The following is a 17,222-nucleotide window of genomic DNA, read 5'->3' on the forward strand; positions in this document are numbered from 1 at the left end:
GGAGGGTTTGTAGAACTCGGCATTGGGTGTCATGGCTTTCCTGAAAAATGGGCGATGCGAGGCTATCGGCGCGACAGGGTGCGCGAATCGTTGCGCGGTGTCGCGGTATAAATGAAGTAAAGCAGAACGATACGCCGCGCCGCGGTGGTACAGTCCGCTTTTTCCTGATGAGCGAACGCAATGCGAATTCTGATGGTGGCGCTGGCCGCAACCTTGCTGGCGGRCTGCGCCGGATCGGCGATGAACGACGCCCGCACCAAAACCCCGTACAAAACCCTGACCTCGGACAAACCGGAAAAAGTCGTCGCCCAGTGCGTGCAGTTTGCCTGGCAGGACGAGGCGGTGTTCGGCGTCGATGCCGGTGCGTATTTGCAGCCGGGCAAGAAGGGCGGCTCGACGGTCTACACCCGTTCGGCCGAATCTTTCGTGGACGTGACCAGCGATGCTTCAGGCACGGCCTTGAGCTACTACGCCCAGCATGATGATTTTATTGCCAAGCGTCGTTTGGCGGCGTTGGCGACCTGCCTGTAAGAGGTTTATGAGGCAGTCCCCCTGTGGGAGCGAGCAGGCTCGCTCCCACAACGTTTGCGTTTTAATCAATCAAACGCTTCTGGAAAAAGAAACGCTTATGGCCTGGCGGATAATCGGCAATCTGCCCCAGTTCGCTGAAGCCGTGTTTTTTGTAGAACTCCGGCGCCTGGAAGTCGAAGGTGTCCAGCCAGATCCCGATGCACTCTTTCTCCCGCGCCAGGTCTTCGGCCATCTGCATCAGCTTCGAGCCCAGCCCTTGGCCCCGTGCCTGGGCCGGCACCGACAACAACTCAATGAAAAACCATTGGTAAAACACCCGGCCATAAAGCCCGCCGAGAATCTCGTCGTTGTCATCGCGCACCAGCAAGGCAATCTGCTCTGACACCGTGGGCCCGGCCTTTGAGGCGTTGTAGGCGCGCAGCGGTGTGAGGATTGCTTCGCGCTCTTCCTGAGTGGCGTTTGTCGACAGTTCAATTCGCAGGGTCATGGGCTACATCCATATGGCAAAGAGGGAGCCTATCGCGATCGCAGTTTGTTTGGAACTCCCGGGCGCGCCGGGAGGTCTAGCCTCAATAATGTCATTCGCAATGCACCCATGAGGACCGCCCGTGGATATCTTTGAAGCCTTGCGCGAAAGCCATGATCGCCAGCGTAGCTATGCCGTCGCCCTGATCAAGACCCACGGCGACACCCCGGAACGGCTAGAGGCTTACAAACAGCTCAAAGCCGAACTGCACGCCCACGCAACGGCCGAAGAACGCCATTTCTACATCCCGTTGATGGCATTCGACAATGGCATGGACCTGAGTCGCCACGCCATTTCCGAACACCATGAAATGGACGAAATGATGGAGGAACTGGACGAGACTGAGATGTCCAGCGCCGCTTGGCTGATCACTGCCAAAAAGCTCTCGGAAAAGGTCCATCACCACCTGAAAGAGGAAGAGCAGAAGTTCTTTCAAATGGCCGGAAAACTGCTCGACAACAAGCAAAAGGAATCACTCGCCGGGCAATACCAGAAAGAATATAAAGCGCAGTTGCCCTGACCTGAAGCACACAATCATTTGTTGCTTTGGCGTGTAGGCCAATTGGATTTCAAGTAACACCGACCCTCTGAATCCGTTCTGAAGGATTGGACAGAGCGTTAGAAAAAAAGAAGCCCGGCAACCATGCCGGGCTTTTCTGTTTTCGCCTAACATGGACGTCTTCTGACGAAAATAGGGATGGATTGTCATGTCGAACACAGCCGAGCGGGTCAACATCATCGAGTCTCAGGTGTTGTCCCACAACTGGTATCTGCTGAAGAAAATCACGTTCGATTACCTGCGCAACAACGGCGACTGGCAGCGCCAGAGCCGCGAGGTCTACGACCGTGGCAACGGCGCGGCGATTCTGCTGTTCAACCGCGAGAAGAAAACCGTCGTGCTGACTCGCCAGTTCCGGTTGCCGGTGTTCGTCAACGGCCATGATGGTTTGTTGATTGAAGTGGCGGCGGGGCTGCTGGAAGGCGCTGCGCCTGAAGAGCGCATTCGCGCTGAAGCTGAGGAAGAAACCGGCTATCGCGTCCACCATGTGCAGAAGGTGTTCGAGTCCTACATGAGCCCCGGTTCGGTCACGGAGAAACTGCATTTCTTTATTGCCGAGTACGACGCCTCTTCGAAAGTCAGCGAGGGCGGTGGGCTGGAAGACGAAACCGAAGAACTGGAAGTGCTGGAGTGGAAATTCGACGACGCCCTTGAGGCGTTTTATCGCGGGGAGATCTGCGATGCCAAGACCATCATGCTGCTGCAGTATGCGGCGATGAAGGACATTTTCGGACCGGTCTGAGTCGGCGGGGTGTGCCTGGATCGAGAGAGYGTTCAGGCACAATGGTCGAGCGTTTCGGCACAGTAATCAGCCTTTGCTCTCTCTAGACTCGTGCTTCACGCCAAGACACCGATGAGGTCACGATGAACATCCGAATTATCCTATCCGCATTGTCCATGGGGGTCGTCCTCACTGGGCACGCAGCCGACTTCTCGCTGACGAGCCAGGATATTGCTGAAAATCGCCCGCTGACCAGTCGCGAGGTATTCCAGGGTTTCGGTTGTGAAGGGGGAAATACGTCTCCGCAACTGTCCTGGTCCAACGCCCCGGCGGAGACTAAAAGTTACGCAATCACGGTCTATGACCCTGATGCGCCGACCGGCAGCGGCTGGTGGCATTGGACGGTGGTCAACTTACCGGCTTCAACCAAAAGTCTGCCAAGAGGGGTCGGTTCGAACCTGCCTGCCGGAGCCGTACAAGGACGAACCGATTATGGCCAACCGGGATTTGGCGGAGCGTGCCCTCCTGTGGGGGATAAGCCCCATCGCTATCAATTCACCGTATGGGCGTTGAAAGTCGACAAGTTGCCACTCGACAACCAAGCCAGCGGAGCCTTGGTGGGCTATATGCTCAATGCCAACGCCTTGGCCAAAGCGACCATCACTTCAACTTACGGACGTTAAGAACGATGCGCCCTTGTGACGGCATCCAGCACCGGGAAAACATTATCGATGCGTGTGTCATCCGGGCGCGGCAGCCTCATACCTTGCAACGGGTGCCGATCTTCGCGACCACCTTGTGTCGAGTGCGACAGGGGGAAAAACTGTTGCAATGGGATGACCGGGAGATGCGCGCTGGGCCGCAACATCTGATTCTGTTGCCGGCCGGGCGTGAGCTTGGTATCTCGAACTTCCCCGGTCTTCACGGTCACTACATCGCTGATGTCGTGACCTTTCCCGGTTCGACACTGCGCAACTTCAGCAGCCGATATGGCCGGCAGATCATGAATGGTCACCGTGCCCCGAAGACAGATCTGTGTGTTCCCCTGGACAGGCACACGACGCAGGCATGGGATCAGTTATTGGCCGCCATCAATGCGAACGCGCCGGATGCATTGCGCACCCACTATGGGGAAGCGGTTCTGCTCAGCCTGGGCCTCAATGGCCAGGCCGGACCGCTGCTGATGGATCGCAATGATCCACTGTGCGAGCGTGTGCAGCAGTTGCTGATGGGCAGCCCTGAGAGCGACTGGACGGTTGCGAGCGTCGCTCAACACCTGAATCTCGGTGAATCGACGTTGCGTCGCCAACTGGCCAATGAGGGGAGCAGCTTCAGGAATATTCTGGAAAGCGTTCGACTGGCGACCGCGTTGCAATGGTTGCAAACCACGTCTCGGCCCATCGGTGAAATTGCCGGTGCCAGCGGCTACGCCTCGGCCTCACGTTTTGCCGTGCGCTTTCGCTCACATTACGGCCTGTCGCCACGGGAATTGCGGGCGGCGATTTAGGTATTCCTGTGGCCTGTAGGAGCGAGGCTTGCCCGCGAAGAATGCGCCGCGGTTTTTCAGGTATTACGCGTCATCGTTCTTCGCGGGCAAGCCCTGATAACGCGGTTTGGCGCCGCTGACGTCAGGCACGATCCAGATTTGCAGGAAGTGCACCGGGCGTGTCGATGAGTGGTTGTATTCACTGTGCGCCACGCCACTGCCGGCACTCATCAGTTGCACGTCGCCAGGGCGGATCACCGAACCGGTGCCCAGCGTGTCCTTGTGTTCCAGCGCGCCTTCGAGCACGTAGGAGAAAATCTCCATGTCGCGATGAGGGTGCTGTCCAAAGCCTTTGCCTGCGGCTACGCGGTCGTCGTTGATCACCAACAGGTCGGAAAAGCCCTGTTCCCGTGGGTTGCGGTAGTTGGCAAAGGAAAAGGTATGGAACGACTTCAACCAACCGTGATTGGCCGCACCGCGATCCGAAGCTTTGCGAAGGGTCAGCATGATGAAATCTCCTGTCAGGACGTGAATTCGTCCGAGTGAGGAGAAGGTTAATGTTTACCTTAAAGTGCAGTAAGTAGATGAAAATTGAAATACTGTCTCGTTCAGGTTGACAGTTGTGTGAACGGGTTCATGTATGCTTGTTGTTACATGTGGCCATAATGTCGGGCGCCAGACCCGTGGGCGGCGCAATGGTATTGAACAGTTCTCTATTAGTGACCTTGAACCCATGAAAACCGTGGCAATGGTGTTGTTCCCAGACTTTCTCCTGCTCGACATGGCCGGCCCCATGGAAGTGTTTTCCATCGCCAATCGTTATCTGCAACCGGCGGACCGATACGAGCTGTTGACCATCGGCACCGTGCAGGGCGCATTGCGGGCCTCCAACGGCGTGAGCGTACTGGCGGATCTGCACATCGATCAGGCTAACGAGCACTATGACCTGTTGCTGGTGCCAGGCGGGCCGGGGGCCTACAACGAAAAGTATCCGCCGCTGCTCGACTGGCTTCGGGGAGCCATCAGCCGTGCTGACCGATACGGGTCGATCTGCACCGGCGCGTTCGTGCTCGGGCATGCCGGATTGCTGGACGGCTTTCGCGTGACCACTCACTGGCATTACACCGAACGACTGATCAAAGGCTTCCCCAAGGCTGTCGTCGAGACCGATCAGATTTTCGTGCAGGACCGCAACCTCATCACTTCCGGCGGTGTCACCGCCGGTATCGACCTGGCGCTGGCGGTGGTTGCCCAGGACCACGGCAAGAAAGTCGCCCAGGACGTCGCCAAAGTGCTGCTGGTGGTGATGAAACGCCAGGGCGGGCAGGCGCAGTTCAGTCCATTGATGGCCGCGGTGGGCCCCCAGGAAACGCCGGTCACCCGGGTGCAGAACCATGTGCTCGAACACCTCGACGAAGCGTTCGGTATCGAGCGTATGGCCAGTCTGGTGAACATGAGTGCGCGGCACTTCGCCAGGGTTTTCACCCGGGAAGTGAATATGACGCCGATGGAGTTTCTACAAAGCGCGCGCATCGATCACGCCAGGAATCTGTTGGAAACCAGCGAGCTGCCGCTCAAGACCGTAGCCTATAAAAGTGGCTTCGGCAGCGTGCGGCACATGCGATTTCTTTTCAGTGAAAAGCTCGGCCTGACCCCCACCCAGTACCGCGAGCAGTTCAGTTAACGCGCTGTTGTCCGTCGTGCGCACCGCGATGACCGTGACGCTCCTCCCATGGCCGTTGTACCGTCACCCATGCCTGCCAAGATACCCGTGAACTCTTTTTTGGGAGGTGCGGAGCCTGGATGGGCGGGATCGATGGAGCTTGCAGTTCCTTGAGCCSAGCCAGGTTTTCAGCATATGAACGTGCATGAACAACCTCAGAGAGATAAACAGTGACACGGTGCTGCGGTTCGGGCCCTACGCATTCCACTTGCATCAGCGGTTGATCCTGGACGGTGATCGGCCGCTGCGCATGGGCGGGCGAGCCCTGGACATTTTGCAGGTGCTGGTTGAGCACGCTGGTGCGGTGGTCAGCAAAGAGGCGCTGATTGCCCACGTATGGCCGACCTCGGTGGTCGAGGAAATCAACTTGCGCGTCCACATTGCCGCCCTGCGTCGAGCGCTCGGCGATGGGCCGAACGGGCAGCCTTATATCGTTAATATTCCCCAGCGCGGTTATAGCTTCATCGCCCCGGTGCAGCACGATCGGGCGGGCACGCCGGTGCTGGTCGAAACCGTGCACAAGCCTCAACACAACTTGCCTGCGCGGCTCACACCGGTGACCGGTCGCGACTCGATCGTCGGCAGCGTGGTTCGGCAGTTGCCGGTTCGACGCTTCATGACCCTGATCGGCCCTGCTGGCATCGGCAAGACCACCGTGGCGTTGCGCGTGGCCGAGTTGCTGTTGCAGCACTATCGGGATGGTGTCTGGATGGTTGACCTGGCGGCCATCGATGACCCGTCGCAGCTTGTCGATCATCTGTCGCGCACGCTGGAACTGGACATTGGCGCAAAGGCGTTGGCGCAACGGCATGCCTTGGTGGTGCTCGACAACTGCGAACACCTGCTCGAACGTTGCAGGACAGTGGTGGACGATCTGTTGGCCTCGGCACCTCGACTGTCGATCCTCGCCACCAGTCGCGAACCGCTGCGAGCAGCGGGGGAAACGCTGCTGCGGTTACCGCCCCTGACGGTGCCGCCAGCCTCGGTGATTTATAGCGTGGACGAGGCCATGGGGTATTCAGCGGTGCAGCTGTTGGTCAGCCGCGCCCGAGCCCGTCAGCAAGGGTTTGCCTTGCGTCAACAGGATCTGAAGGCTGTGCGTGAAATCTGTCGTCGGCTGGATGGCTTGCCCCTGGCCATTGAGCTGGCGGCGGCGCAGATCGATGCATTGGCGCTGGTGGGGTTGCAAGCGCAACTGGGTAACTGTTTTCAGCTGTTGAGCCAAGGTCGACGCACCGCCGTGCCACGGCATCAGAATCTCAAAGCCGCACTGGACTGGAGCTATGAACGGCTGAGCCCGTTGGAACAGATCGTGTTGCAGCGGCTGGCGGTGTTCAAGATGGCGTTCACCCAGGACGCAGCGATTGGCGTGGTCAGTGGCGCGATGTTGCTGCCCGCAAGCCTGGTTAACGTGGTGGAGAGTCTGGCGAATAAATCGCTACTGTCGGTGGAGCAGGGCAGCGGCGTGACGCGCTACCGTTTCCTCAATACCACGCGCACCTACGCCCTGGAGAAACTCGAAAACAGCGGTTACTTGCGTGCCTTCGAACTGCGTTATGAGCGCTACATCAGCCGGGCCCACGGGACATCAGTCGGGCAGGTCGTGCTGCAACTCGTCGAGTAACCGCCGGACTTTGATCAGGTCCGGTGTGGCGAAGCCTTCGGTGAAGCGCTGGTAAATCGGCGCCAGCAGCTCATGGGCTTGCCGGAAGTGGCCCTGACGCTGCCACAACTGGGCCAGCGATGTCGCACTGCGCAGTTCCCAGGCCAGCGCTCCCTGGTTTTTTGCCACGGCTAAAGCCTTGAGCAGCACCGCCTCGGCCGCGTCAGCACTGCTCGGGCAATCCTGCGCCAGTAACGCGTCGGCCCGAGCCCGCAGAATTTCTGCCGTGCTCCAGCCCGCCGCGCCGTTTTCGGCCCGCTCCAGCAACGCATCATCGATGAAACGGCTGCCCAGAGTGACCATGATTTCCTTGACCAACCCGGTGTCCGTTCGCGGGGATGAGGGCGCATCAGTTCCGTCGATCACCTGCGCGTAATGTTTGGCCCAGGTGTAGAACAGCAACACCGAGTGTTTCTTCGCCTGCTCAAGCAGCAAGGCCAGGAGCTCGCGGGCGACCGGCGTGTTGCCGTTGTAGTGCGCGATCAGGCAACCGGACAGCGCCAGGGTGTAGCAGATGGACGTGCCATGATTGATTTGCATCGCGATGTCGAGCGCCTGTCGTGCGGTATGCCAGGCTTTTTCCGGGAGCCCTTGCAGCCAGAGAATGCGCGCCAGAATCGTCAGGGCCGCCACGCTCTGGTCGTATTGCACGCCAAAGCCATGGGTGAAGCGGTTGAGCTGGCCGCTCTGGGCCAGACGTTGAATGACCTGTTCGGCATTCTCCCGCGCCAGTGCCTGATCCCCGGCAAAATGCAGGGCCAGGACCCGCAAGCGTTGGGTGCTGAGGGCCGTCATCGCGTCGTCGTGCGGCCTCAACCGCTCGAATTGTCGGCTCTGCTCCAGGGCCAGTTGGTAGTTGCCGCAACTGAGATCAACCGCCAGGTGCCCGGAAATCGCTTTGAGCTGACCGGCCATATCGTTGCAGTGTTCGGCCAGGTGTTTGGCGCTGACGAAGGCTTCGACGGCTTCGGTGCTATTGCCCTGGGTGTGGTAGCAGGAACTGCCGAGGGCAAGCTTGAGGTTCATGGTCAAACGCGGACAGGGCTGGTGCGTCGTTTCGAGCAACGCCAGGGCTTTGCGCACGTACGCGTCGTATTCCTTCAGCAGCGACAGCTCTTGCCAGAGCGGTGCCGAGGTCGCGGCGAGACGGATGRCCAAGGCCTGCGGCCCTTGAGCGTTCAAGCCCCAATCCAGGACTGCACGAATGTCGTCCAGGCTGCGGGCGTAACGCTCGGTCCAGCGCTCGCTCTGGGTGTGTTCCCATTCACTTTGCGCCTGCTGCATCAAGGCCAGGCAGCATTCGGCGTGGCGCTCTCGGGTGTCCGCCAGCTCTTGGGCCTGGTCGAGTTTTTCCAGTGCGTAGCCACGTGTGGTGTCGAGCAGACGGTAGAACACTTCTTCATCGCCGACTTCCACGTTCAGCAATGACTTGGCCACCAATTGGGTAATCGAGGCAAACACCACATCGGGCTCGACGTACTGGCCGACAATCACGGCAGCCGCCGATTCCAAGGTAAAAGCGCCCCGGAATATCCCCAGTCGGCGCAGGCACGTCTGCTCGCAGGCATTGAGCAGTTCGAAGCTCCAGTCCAGCGTGGCGCGCAGGGTCTGATGGCGGCCCATGGTGGTCGGGCAGCCTTGGGCGAGCAGGCGAAAGCTGTCTTGCAGTTGCGACAGCAAGCCGCTCAAACCCAGGTTGCCGACCTGCGCCGCTGCCAGTTCGATCGCCAACGGAATGCCGTCCAGACGTCGGCAGATTTCAATCGCCAGCGGCAGATCGGCTTCGCTCAGTTCGAAGCTGTCGTGGCTGGCCATCGCCCGCTCGACAAACAATTGCAGCGCCGAAAACGTCAGGGCCTGAGCGCGGTCGAGCACGGCGATGGGCGGCGGGCAGTCCAGTGATTCCAGGCGCTGCACGTATTCGCCTTCGGCCCGCAGGCTTTCGCGACTGGTAGCCAGAATGTGCACTTGGGGCGCCGCGCGCAGGATGCTTTCGCTGAGCAACGCAATGGCATCGATCAGGTGTTCGCAGTTGTCGATGACCAGCAGCATCTGCCGTTCGCGCAAGCATGTGGCGAGCCCGTTCATGGGGTCGGCGTCATGCAACGGCAAGCCCAGCGCTGTCGCCAGGTGCGCGCCGATCATCAAAGGGCAGTTGATCGGTGCCAGGTCCACCAGGCGAATGCCGTCTCGATAGCGACCGATCAGTTGCTCGGCGACGCGCAGCGCCACGGTCGTCTTGCCGATCCCGCCGGGGCCCACGAGGGTGATGAAACGTTGCTGTGAGAGTTGCGCCAGCAGTCTGTCGACCAGGGCCTGACGGCCGATCATGCGAGTCCGGCGCACCGGCAGGTTATGGCCGCCCGGTTCATTGGCGTCGTTTTGGGGATGTTGTTCGATGGACTCCAGGGAAAACGGCGCGACAAAACTGTAGCCGCGCTGGGCGACGGTGACGATGTAACGCTGGCCGGCCTGACCGTCACCGAGGGCTTTGCGCAGTGCCGCCATGTGCACGCGCAGGTTGGTGTCTTCCACTACGCTTTTGGGCCAGACCCGCGCGATCAGTTGCTGCTTGCTCACCACCTGGCCTGCGTGCTCCAGCAACATCAACAGAATGTCCATGGCTTGCCTGCCCAGGCGCAGGGGCTGGTCGGCCTCCATTACCAGGCGTTGGCCAGGGTAGATCCGGTAGGGGCCGAAATGGATGGCCTGTTCGGGGGTAAGGGTCAACGGGTCACTCCTGCTTGCGTCCGTCTATCGCGCGGTATCCAGGCATATTCCTAAGGTTTTTTCGGTAGCGCAACGTGGCGTCATACATCTCGGCAGCAGGTGCAACGGCTGCGGCCTTGCCGTCGGTGCCCGGCGGCCCCGTATTTATTGGACTCAGCGCTGGTGAACGGCACGCCGTGGCCATGGGTGTACGGCAGAAAATTAACAACGTTTAACTCGTACCGATCCGGTCTACGCTCAAAAATCCATTTCTTCAAGTAGCCGAAGGTATCGGCCTTTTTGCAACAGAAAGTGCAACAAAAAGCGTGCCGCAAAAAGGACGAACACTTCTGGAGGAGCCGGAATGAGCAACGTGGTGGTGGTCTATCACAGTGGTTACGGGCACACCCGGGTCATGGCCGAAGCCGTGGGCCTGGGGGTGGAACGACACTTGGGCAGCACCTGTCGGCTGATTCCGGTGGAGGAAGTGGACGATCACTGGGAGCGCTTGCACCGTGCCGATGCAATCATCTTCGGCRCCCCSACCTACATGGGCAGCGCCTCGGCAGCCTTCAAGGGTTTCATGGAGGCCACCGCCTCGTTCTACCTGGCCCAGCCCTGGCGCGACAAGCTCGCTGCCGGGTTTACCAACTCCGGATGCCTGTGTGGCGACAAGCTCAATACCTTGCTGCAGATGGCGGTGTTCGCCGCCCAGCACTCGATGATCTGGGTCGGCCTCGACCTGCTGCCGGCGCGCAGCAGCCTCGGCCTGTTCGACGGGCAGTTGAACCGGCTCGGCAGTTCGCTGGGGGCGATGGCCCAATCGAACGTCGAGCAATCCCCCGAATTTGCTCCGCCCCTGGAAGACCGCCGCACCGCCGCACATTTGGGCGAGCGGGTGGCGCGCCTGGCCGAACGCCTGGCTCAAACCTCTTGTTAATCGTCGTAAACCCATGCATCAGGAGAGTCGTAATGAGCACCTTTACTACCCGAGACGGCACCGAGATTTACTACAAGGACTGGGGCACCGGTCAGCCGATCGTCTTCAGCCACGGTTGGCCGTTGAACGCCGACAGTTGGGAGTCGCAGATGATCTTCCTGGCCTCCAAAGGCTACCGGGTCATCGCCCATGACCGCCGTGGTCACGGTCGTTCGAGCCAGCCATGGTTCGGCAACGAAATGGATACTTACGCCGATGACCTGGCGCAGTTGATCGAGCATCTGGATCTGCAAAACGCTGTGTTGTTCGGTTTCTCCACTGGCGGTGGCGAAGTGGCGCGCTACATCGGTCGCTACGGTACTGGACGCGTGGCCAAGGCCGGGCTGATTTCATCGGTGCCGCCGCAGATGCTCAAGACCGAGGCCAACCCGGGCGGCCTGCCGATGGAAGTGTTCGACGGTATTCGTCAGGCGTCTTTGGTCGACCGTTCGCAGTTGTACAAGGATCTGGCCAGCGGTCCGTTCTTCGGTTTCAACCGGCCGGGTGCCAAACCTTCGCAAGGCATGATCGACTGGTTCTGGCTGCAGGGCATGGCTTCCGGCCACAAGAATGCGTACGACTGCATCAAGGCGTTCTCTGAAACCGACTTCACCGAAGACCTGAAGAAGTTCGACGTGCCGACCCTCGTGGTGCATGGCGACGACGATCAGGTGGTGCCGATTGAAGCCTCGGGCATCGCCTCGGCAAAACTGGTCAAGGGCTCCACATTGAAAGTCTATCCGGGAGCTCCACACGGCCTGACCGATACCCACAAGGATCAACTCAACGAAGATCTGCTGACGTTCATCAAGGGCTGATCAAAATCAAAGGCGCCGGCGCCTACAGGGACATGTGAGCACCTGTAGGCGCTGGCGAAGGCTGCGATCTTTTGCTGTTGTGAGAGGGAAGAGTACGCATGGCACGGCAGCGCCAGGCAAACGGTGTGATGCCTTCGCTGCGGGTGAAGATATGGGAGAAATGCGCCTGGTCGCAGAAGCCACATTCCAGGCTGATTTGCGTCAGGGTCAGGTCGGTGTCCTGGATCAATTGTTTGGCTCGGGCAATGCGTTGCTGTCGGATCCAGTCCTGCGGCGAAACACCGGTGCTGCATTTGAACGCACGGGAAAAATGACTGCGCGACAGGGCACAGACCCGTGCCAGTTCGGTCACTTCCAGGGTGTCGTCGAGGTGGTCGAGGATCAGTTGCTTGACCAGAGTTTCGCGCCAGGGGCTAAGCCCCCCCGTGGTTTTTTTTTGCGTTTCAATGGCACACGCCTTGATCGCGTTTTGCTGAATGAGAGCCATGGCCAATGTCCGTGTCGATGGGCGCGCGCGGATGCACTGCACGGTGGGTCAGCACGTTCCCTTGTCTGAAAAACAAGTCTGCGCAGAAGGCTTCATTCTTGGCCGCGAGGACTTTGGCTTGCGAGTTAAACGTTGTTAATTCCGCAGTCAGGCTTAAGGGTGAAAATGCGGCAACTGAGCACATCACTGCAATTCGCGCCGATGCACGGTCATGCAAGATGGGCGACGTGTAGCGGCCTGGACTGGGCCGCTTTTTCTGGCTCGATCAAGGGTGATCTCATGAAGCATTCCCGCGTTTGCACGCTTGGCGGACTTGGCCTGGCATTGGCGCTGATGTCTGGCATCAGCCTGGCCCAGGCACCGGCTCAGGTGAACACTCAGGTGCCCGGTTACTACCGGCTCGCGGTGGGCGACTACGAGGTGACGGCGTTGTTCGATGGYTACAACGACCTGTCGCCCAAACTGCTCGAGGGGCTGACCCAAGACCAGATCCGCGCGTTGCTGGCTCGTCGTTCGATTGAAACGCCGGGGGTGCAAACCGCGTTCAATGCGTTTCTGGTGAATACCGGCAAACAATTGATTCTGGTGGATACCGGGGCAGGGCAGTGCATCGGTGCCACGGCGGGCCAACTGTCGGCGAACATGAAAGCCGCCGGTTACCAGCCGGAACAGGTCGATACCATCCTGCTCACTCACCTGCATCTGGATCATGTGTGCGGGTTGGTGGATGGGCAGCAAAAGCCCGTGTTCGCCAACGCAACGGTGTACGCGGCCAAGGCAGAAGCCGATTACTGGCTTGATCCCCAGGCCATGGCCAAGGCACCGGCCGGTGCCAGGGAATTCTTCAAGATCGCCCAGGACTCAACCGCGCCGTATATCGCGGCGGGCCGTTTCAAAACCTTTACTGCCGGGCAGTCGCCAGTGCCGGGCGTTGTCGATGCCGAGCTGGAGGCCGGGCACACACCGGGCAGTACCACGTATCGGTTCAACTCCCAGGGTCAGAGCATTCTGTTCATGGGCGATCTGGTGCATAACCTGGYGGTGCAGTTCGAGCATCCTGAGGTGTCAATTCGTTTCGACGTCGACAATCAGCAGGCGATCAAGAGCCGCGCCAAGGTGTTCAGCGATGCGGCGGCCAGCAAGATCTGGGTCACGGCGGCGCATTTGCCGTTTCCGGGTGTCGGCCATATCACCGCTGTGGACAAGCATTTCCAGTGGGTACCGATCGAGTACGGGCCTTACAAACGAGCGGCGAAAGTGCCGATGATCGAGTAAAGTCCGACACACTTGCGCCTGGCTGAACACAAAAGGGAACCGTGCCCATGAACCGTAACGATCTGCGCCGTGTCGACATGAACCTGCTGGTGATTTTCGAAGCGCTGATGTTCGAAAAGAACCTGACCCGAGTCGCCGAAAAACTGTTCATGGGCCAACCGGCGGTGAGCGCCGCGCTGGGCCGGTTGCGTGATTTGTTCGACGATCCGTTGTTGCTGCGCAACGGTCGCGGCATGGAACCGACGGCGCGGGCGCTGGCGATTCTCAAGGAGCTGCAACCAGCGATGGACACCATCTCGGGGGCGGTCAGCCGGGCCAAGGAATTCGACCCGGCCAGCAGCTGCGATGTGTTTCGTATCGGGCTGTCGGACGACGCCGAGTTCGGGCTGTTTCCGCCGTTGCTGCGCCAGTTGCAGGAAGAGGCACCGGGGATCGTGGTTGTGGTACGCCGTGCCAATTATCTGTTGATGCCGACGTTGCTGGCGTCGGGGGAAATCTCGGTGGGGGTGAGTTACACCACGGATCTGCCGGCCAATGCCAAACGCAAAAAACTGCGCGACATTCCCTGCAAAGTCCTGCGCGGAGACAGCAGACCGGGGCCGCTGACGCTGGACGAATACTGCTCCCGCCCGCATGCCATGGTGTCGTTCTCCGGCGACTTGAGCGGCAACATCGACGTCGATTTGGCCAAGGTCGGCCGCACCCGCCGCGTGGTGCTCGGCGTACCGCAATTCAGTGGTTTGCGCGCRTTGCTCGCTGGCACGGAAATGATTGCCACTGTCCCGGACTATGCCGCGTGCGCGTTGGTGGAGGGCTGTGCCTTGCGCGCCGAAGATCCGCCGTTTCCCATTGATGCGGCGCAACTGTCGATGGCCTGGAGCGGGGTGCATGACAACGATCCTGCCGAGAAATGGCTGCGGTCGCGGATCAGCCAGTTCATGTCGGCCTCGCTGGATATTCCGGCTGTGTAAGGCGAAACCGCGCCGCGCCGTTCGTCCGAAACAGCCGCACACCTATAAGTTCTGACAGTAGCGCGTGCCCGCGCGTCGGTGTGTGATTCATTCAATGCTCTTTCGGGGGCCGGATCGATCATGCACAGGGACAGAACAATGAACATCGCTACCGCCACAGTGAACGCCGGCAGCCCACCGCCTCCTGTCATTCAGGAAAGCGCCAATCAGTCCCTCCTCAATCCGGTGGACGTGAGGAATACCCTCACGGTCGAGGTGACCGATCCGACGTTGCAGCCCACCGACCAGGTGAGTGTGGCCTGGACAGGTGCACCGGGCTCCGGAGCAAACGGCTCTCTCACTACGGCTTTCATCAACGCCGGTAACACTCGGCCGCTGGTGATTCGAATCCCGGTTTCGCTAGTACTCTTCAATCTGAGCCAGACGGTGACGGTGACTTACACCATCATTCGCGGCACCGCTGCACCCGTGACTTCAGAGCCACAGGTCGTGTACGTGCTGCCTCTGGCGCAACGCGATTTGCCTCGTCCCTTCATCACCCAGGCAGAACAGTCCGGGGAAGGTCCGATACTGGACATCAATGGCCTGACCGACATTACCCTGCGTATCAACGCGTGGCCCTTGAGCGCTCGGGGYCAATTCCTTTGGTTGTGGCTTGAGGGCAAGAACGCCGACGGCAGCGATTTCCGTATGAGGTACTGGAGTGCGCCGAGCAATGTCATCACTGACGAATTCATCCGTTTCGGTTTTTACGAGCGAAGCCACTCCGCCAATGCCTTGCAAGGGCTCAAGGACCGCAGCGTACTGACCCTGAAGTTGATGGTGGGGCTGCAAGGGAGCCCGGATGAGTCCCTTGCCCAGCCGTTTGCCCATCGAAACTATATCGTCCTRACAAACGCAGCGACCCCGCCCGCGATCTTGTCGGTCACCGGTCCCGACGGCCAGGACATCGCCGATGGCGCAGACACCCCTCACACTAGCGTTACGTTAAGCGGCAGTGCCGGGGCTGGCGGTGAAGTGGAAATTTTTGATGGGCCAACCCCCCAAGGCACGGTCATAGCTGTTGGTAGCGCCTGGACGTATAAGGTGGCTGTATTGACGGGCGGCTTGCACGTTTTCACGGTTAAGCTGGCGGATGGCAGTGGAGGGGCGTCCAGCCCATGGACAATCAACGTTGTGCTGCAAAACCTGGAGCTGACGATTGCAGAGGCGCCTGATAACGGCAATCTGGATCCTATTGCGGCATTGACGAGGCTGACGGCTGTCCTGGATTACAACATGCAGGCCGATGACAGGATCAGGGTCATCTGGACTGCTGCGCCAGGAACACCCGCTGCGGGCTCACACACCACCAATACCGTTCAGGCCGGCACTACCATCCGACCCAGGATAATCCAGCTGCCCGTTTCGCTGTTGGCTTTCAGCTTGGGCAAACGGGTGACGGTGAGCTTCGAATATGATCGCGGAACAGCACTCCCGGTGGTTTCACGGCCGCTTGTCCTGAACATCGGGACTATTCCGGCAAACTGGTTCGTCCCTCCGGTAATCACCCAGGCGAACGGTACGACGGTGCTGAATCTGGCCAATGTGCAAGCCGGGGCAACGCTCCTGTTTGGCGGTTGGCCGCTTATTGCCTCCGGTCAGCCGATCTGGCTGGATTTTGAGGGCCAGAACGCCAGTGGGGGCAGCCACAATCTCACCATGTGGACGGGCCCCAACTTCGCAGTCCATCGAAGTTGGGTGTTGAACGGCCGCTACAGCGTTACCGTTTTGTACAGTTATTTGAAGGATCTGGCGGAAGGCAGCCTGTTGTCCATTCACTTCAGGGTCAATTTGGATCAGGTCCCGAATCCGGCGACGGCGGTGGTCTTCGCCGCACGTCGGTACACCATTCGGGCCATTCCTTGAAGAAGGGCTGGCGGGAGGTGTGTTTAACGGCGTTTATCGTTACTTGATGAAAGCTACAGATCCTTGCGCCGTTGCCTACGACTGCGCCAGAATCCGCCGGCTTGTGCGCTTTGGGCCTGGTCTTTATCGTTTCCGTATCGCTGCCAATCAGCGATCGGGTTTAGCGACCTGAACAGGTATAAGCGCAACAACGCTCCGTCATATTGCAGGCATTCCATGTCTGCAGTTTCGATATGGTGGCTGTGCGCGGGAGGCCCTCGGGTCTGCCGGGTCTTATACCTCTCGGTTCGCTAACCTGCGTACAGCCGCCACCCTTACTTGTTTAGCGACAGGTACTGGTGGTTCCATCAGGTATAACGGAGATTCACCATGTTCAAAGCCACACCTAATCCGCCAGCAACCGATGACGTTTCCCCCTACGATCCCCTCGATCCCAAAAAACTCAACGAAGCCGCCGAACGCGCCCTCGATCACTACCTCAAACCGTCTGACACCAAGTCCCCACGCAAACCGAGCACGATTTACACCGTCGCCCCGGACATCAACATCGAAGAGCTGCTGACCAATGCCTGCGAGTCCTTTGCCTCGGCCAAGGTGATCGCCAGTGACTGCGCCGGATTTCTGGAGGGGCCGCAGCGCAATACGATACTGGGCGTCGCGCAGCTCATCATGTTCGGCGAGTTGGCGGTGAGTCGGGCGCTGGACAGTCTGGAGCTGAAGGCCAACCCGGTCCTATGACCTGAGGTCAAACGCTGACCCCTGTGGCGAGGGAGCTTGCTCCCGCTCGGCTGCGCAGCAGTCGTAAACCCTGTACATGCGGTCTACCTGATGCAATTGGGTCGAATGGTTTTGGGGCTGCTTCGCAG

The 17,222-nt window shown here is 59.6% G+C and carries 16 protein-coding genes and 1 pseudogene; 13 read left to right on the top strand and 4 right to left on the bottom strand.

The window, feature by feature from the left end; translation table 11 throughout:
- Nucleotides 1-180: 180 nt before the first annotated feature.
- Nucleotides 181-531 (top strand): hypothetical protein, encoded by a 351-nt coding sequence (locus tag AC1DLB_RS06130; RefSeq protein ID WP_477784736.1) that lies wholly within the window; start codon nt 181-183, stop codon nt 529-531.
- Nucleotides 532-592: 61 nt separating this feature from the next.
- Here AC1DLB_RS06130 and AC1DLB_RS06135 read toward each other — a convergent pair whose 3' ends face one another.
- Complete coding sequence (locus AC1DLB_RS06135) at nt 593-1,018, bottom strand: GNAT family N-acetyltransferase (protein WP_258612359.1); 426 nt, start codon at nt 1,016-1,018, stop codon at nt 593-595.
- A 121-nt stretch (nt 1,019-1,139) separates the two neighbouring features.
- Between AC1DLB_RS06135 and AC1DLB_RS06140 the strand changes: the two genes are divergently transcribed.
- The 4 genes from AC1DLB_RS06140 to AC1DLB_RS06155 all read left to right on the top strand — a co-directional run bounded on the left by AC1DLB_RS06140 (nt 1,140) and on the right by AC1DLB_RS06155 (nt 3,844).
- Nucleotides 1,140-1,577: a hemerythrin domain-containing protein gene (locus AC1DLB_RS06140; protein ID WP_018925540.1), complete on the top strand. Its 438-nt coding sequence runs from the start codon at nt 1,140-1,142 to the stop codon at nt 1,575-1,577.
- 187 nt (nt 1,578-1,764) lie between these two features.
- Entirely contained in the window at nt 1,765-2,358 is a 594-nt protein-coding gene (locus AC1DLB_RS06145; protein WP_018925541.1) for an NUDIX domain-containing protein, read from the top strand.
- A gap of 122 nt (nt 2,359-2,480) precedes the next feature.
- Nucleotides 2,481-3,020, top strand: coding sequence for a kinase inhibitor (locus tag AC1DLB_RS06150; protein WP_477743700.1), 540 nt, complete (start codon nt 2,481-2,483; stop codon nt 3,018-3,020).
- A 5-nt stretch (nt 3,021-3,025) separates the two neighbouring features.
- Entirely contained in the window at nt 3,026-3,844 is an 819-nt protein-coding gene (locus tag AC1DLB_RS06155) for a helix-turn-helix transcriptional regulator (RefSeq protein ID WP_477743699.1), read from the top strand.
- 93 nt (nt 3,845-3,937) lie between these two features.
- Here the strand turns inward: AC1DLB_RS06155 and AC1DLB_RS06160 are convergent.
- A pseudogene (locus AC1DLB_RS06160) lies at nt 3,938-4,330 on the bottom strand (pirin family protein); the annotation flags it as partial.
- Nucleotides 4,331-4,556: 226 nt separating this feature from the next.
- Here AC1DLB_RS06160 and AC1DLB_RS06165 point away from each other — a divergent pair.
- Both AC1DLB_RS06165 and AC1DLB_RS06170 read left to right on the top strand, forming a co-directional pair.
- Nucleotides 4,557-5,507, top strand: coding sequence for a GlxA family transcriptional regulator (locus AC1DLB_RS06165; RefSeq protein ID WP_018925545.1), 951 nt, complete (start codon nt 4,557-4,559; stop codon nt 5,505-5,507).
- A 184-nt stretch (nt 5,508-5,691) separates the two neighbouring features.
- Complete coding sequence (locus AC1DLB_RS06170) at nt 5,692-7,170, top strand: ATP-binding protein (RefSeq protein ID WP_477743698.1); 1,479 nt, start codon at nt 5,692-5,694, stop codon at nt 7,168-7,170.
- Here the strand turns inward: AC1DLB_RS06170 and AC1DLB_RS06175 are convergent.
- Complete coding sequence (locus tag AC1DLB_RS06175) at nt 7,135-9,939, bottom strand: ATP-binding protein (protein ID WP_477784737.1); 2,805 nt, start codon at nt 9,937-9,939, stop codon at nt 7,135-7,137. The genes AC1DLB_RS06170 and AC1DLB_RS06175 overlap by 36 nt on opposite strands.
- Before the next feature lie 343 nt (nt 9,940-10,282).
- Between AC1DLB_RS06175 and AC1DLB_RS06180 the strand changes: the two genes are divergently transcribed.
- Entirely contained in the window at nt 10,283-10,858 is a 576-nt protein-coding gene (locus AC1DLB_RS06180) for a flavodoxin family protein (RefSeq protein WP_477784738.1), read from the top strand.
- A gap of 32 nt (nt 10,859-10,890) precedes the next feature.
- The gene (locus AC1DLB_RS06185) at nt 10,891-11,715 is read left to right on the top strand and encodes an alpha/beta fold hydrolase (RefSeq protein WP_477743696.1); all 825 of its coding nucleotides are present in this window, start codon (nt 10,891-10,893) and stop codon (nt 11,713-11,715) included.
- Nucleotides 11,716-11,737: 22 nt separating this feature from the next.
- On the opposite strand, the gene AC1DLB_RS06190 is transcribed toward AC1DLB_RS06185, so the two are convergent.
- On the bottom strand, nt 11,738-12,202 hold the full coding sequence (locus tag AC1DLB_RS06190) for a helix-turn-helix domain-containing protein (RefSeq protein WP_018925550.1): 465 nt from the start codon (nt 12,200-12,202) through the stop codon (nt 11,738-11,740).
- A 279-nt stretch (nt 12,203-12,481) separates the two neighbouring features.
- Between AC1DLB_RS06190 and AC1DLB_RS06195 the strand changes: the two genes are divergently transcribed.
- From AC1DLB_RS06195 to AC1DLB_RS06210, 4 genes are all read left to right on the top strand, one after another.
- Nucleotides 12,482-13,477, top strand: coding sequence for an MBL fold metallo-hydrolase (locus AC1DLB_RS06195; protein ID WP_477784739.1), 996 nt, complete (start codon nt 12,482-12,484; stop codon nt 13,475-13,477).
- Between the two features lie 47 nt (nt 13,478-13,524).
- Nucleotides 13,525-14,448: a LysR family transcriptional regulator gene (locus AC1DLB_RS06200; protein ID WP_111454050.1), complete on the top strand. Its 924-nt coding sequence runs from the start codon at nt 13,525-13,527 to the stop codon at nt 14,446-14,448.
- Nucleotides 14,449-14,586: 138 nt separating this feature from the next.
- Nucleotides 14,587-16,356: a hypothetical protein gene (locus AC1DLB_RS06205; protein WP_477743694.1), complete on the top strand. Its 1,770-nt coding sequence runs from the start codon at nt 14,587-14,589 to the stop codon at nt 16,354-16,356.
- 369 nt (nt 16,357-16,725) lie between these two features.
- The gene (locus tag AC1DLB_RS06210) at nt 16,726-17,094 is read left to right on the top strand and encodes a DUF6124 family protein (RefSeq protein WP_064618761.1); all 369 of its coding nucleotides are present in this window, start codon (nt 16,726-16,728) and stop codon (nt 17,092-17,094) included.
- Nucleotides 17,095-17,222: the final 128 nt, after the last annotated feature.

The sequence above is a fragment of the Pseudomonas sp. 05N434 genome, from assembly GCF_056396965.1.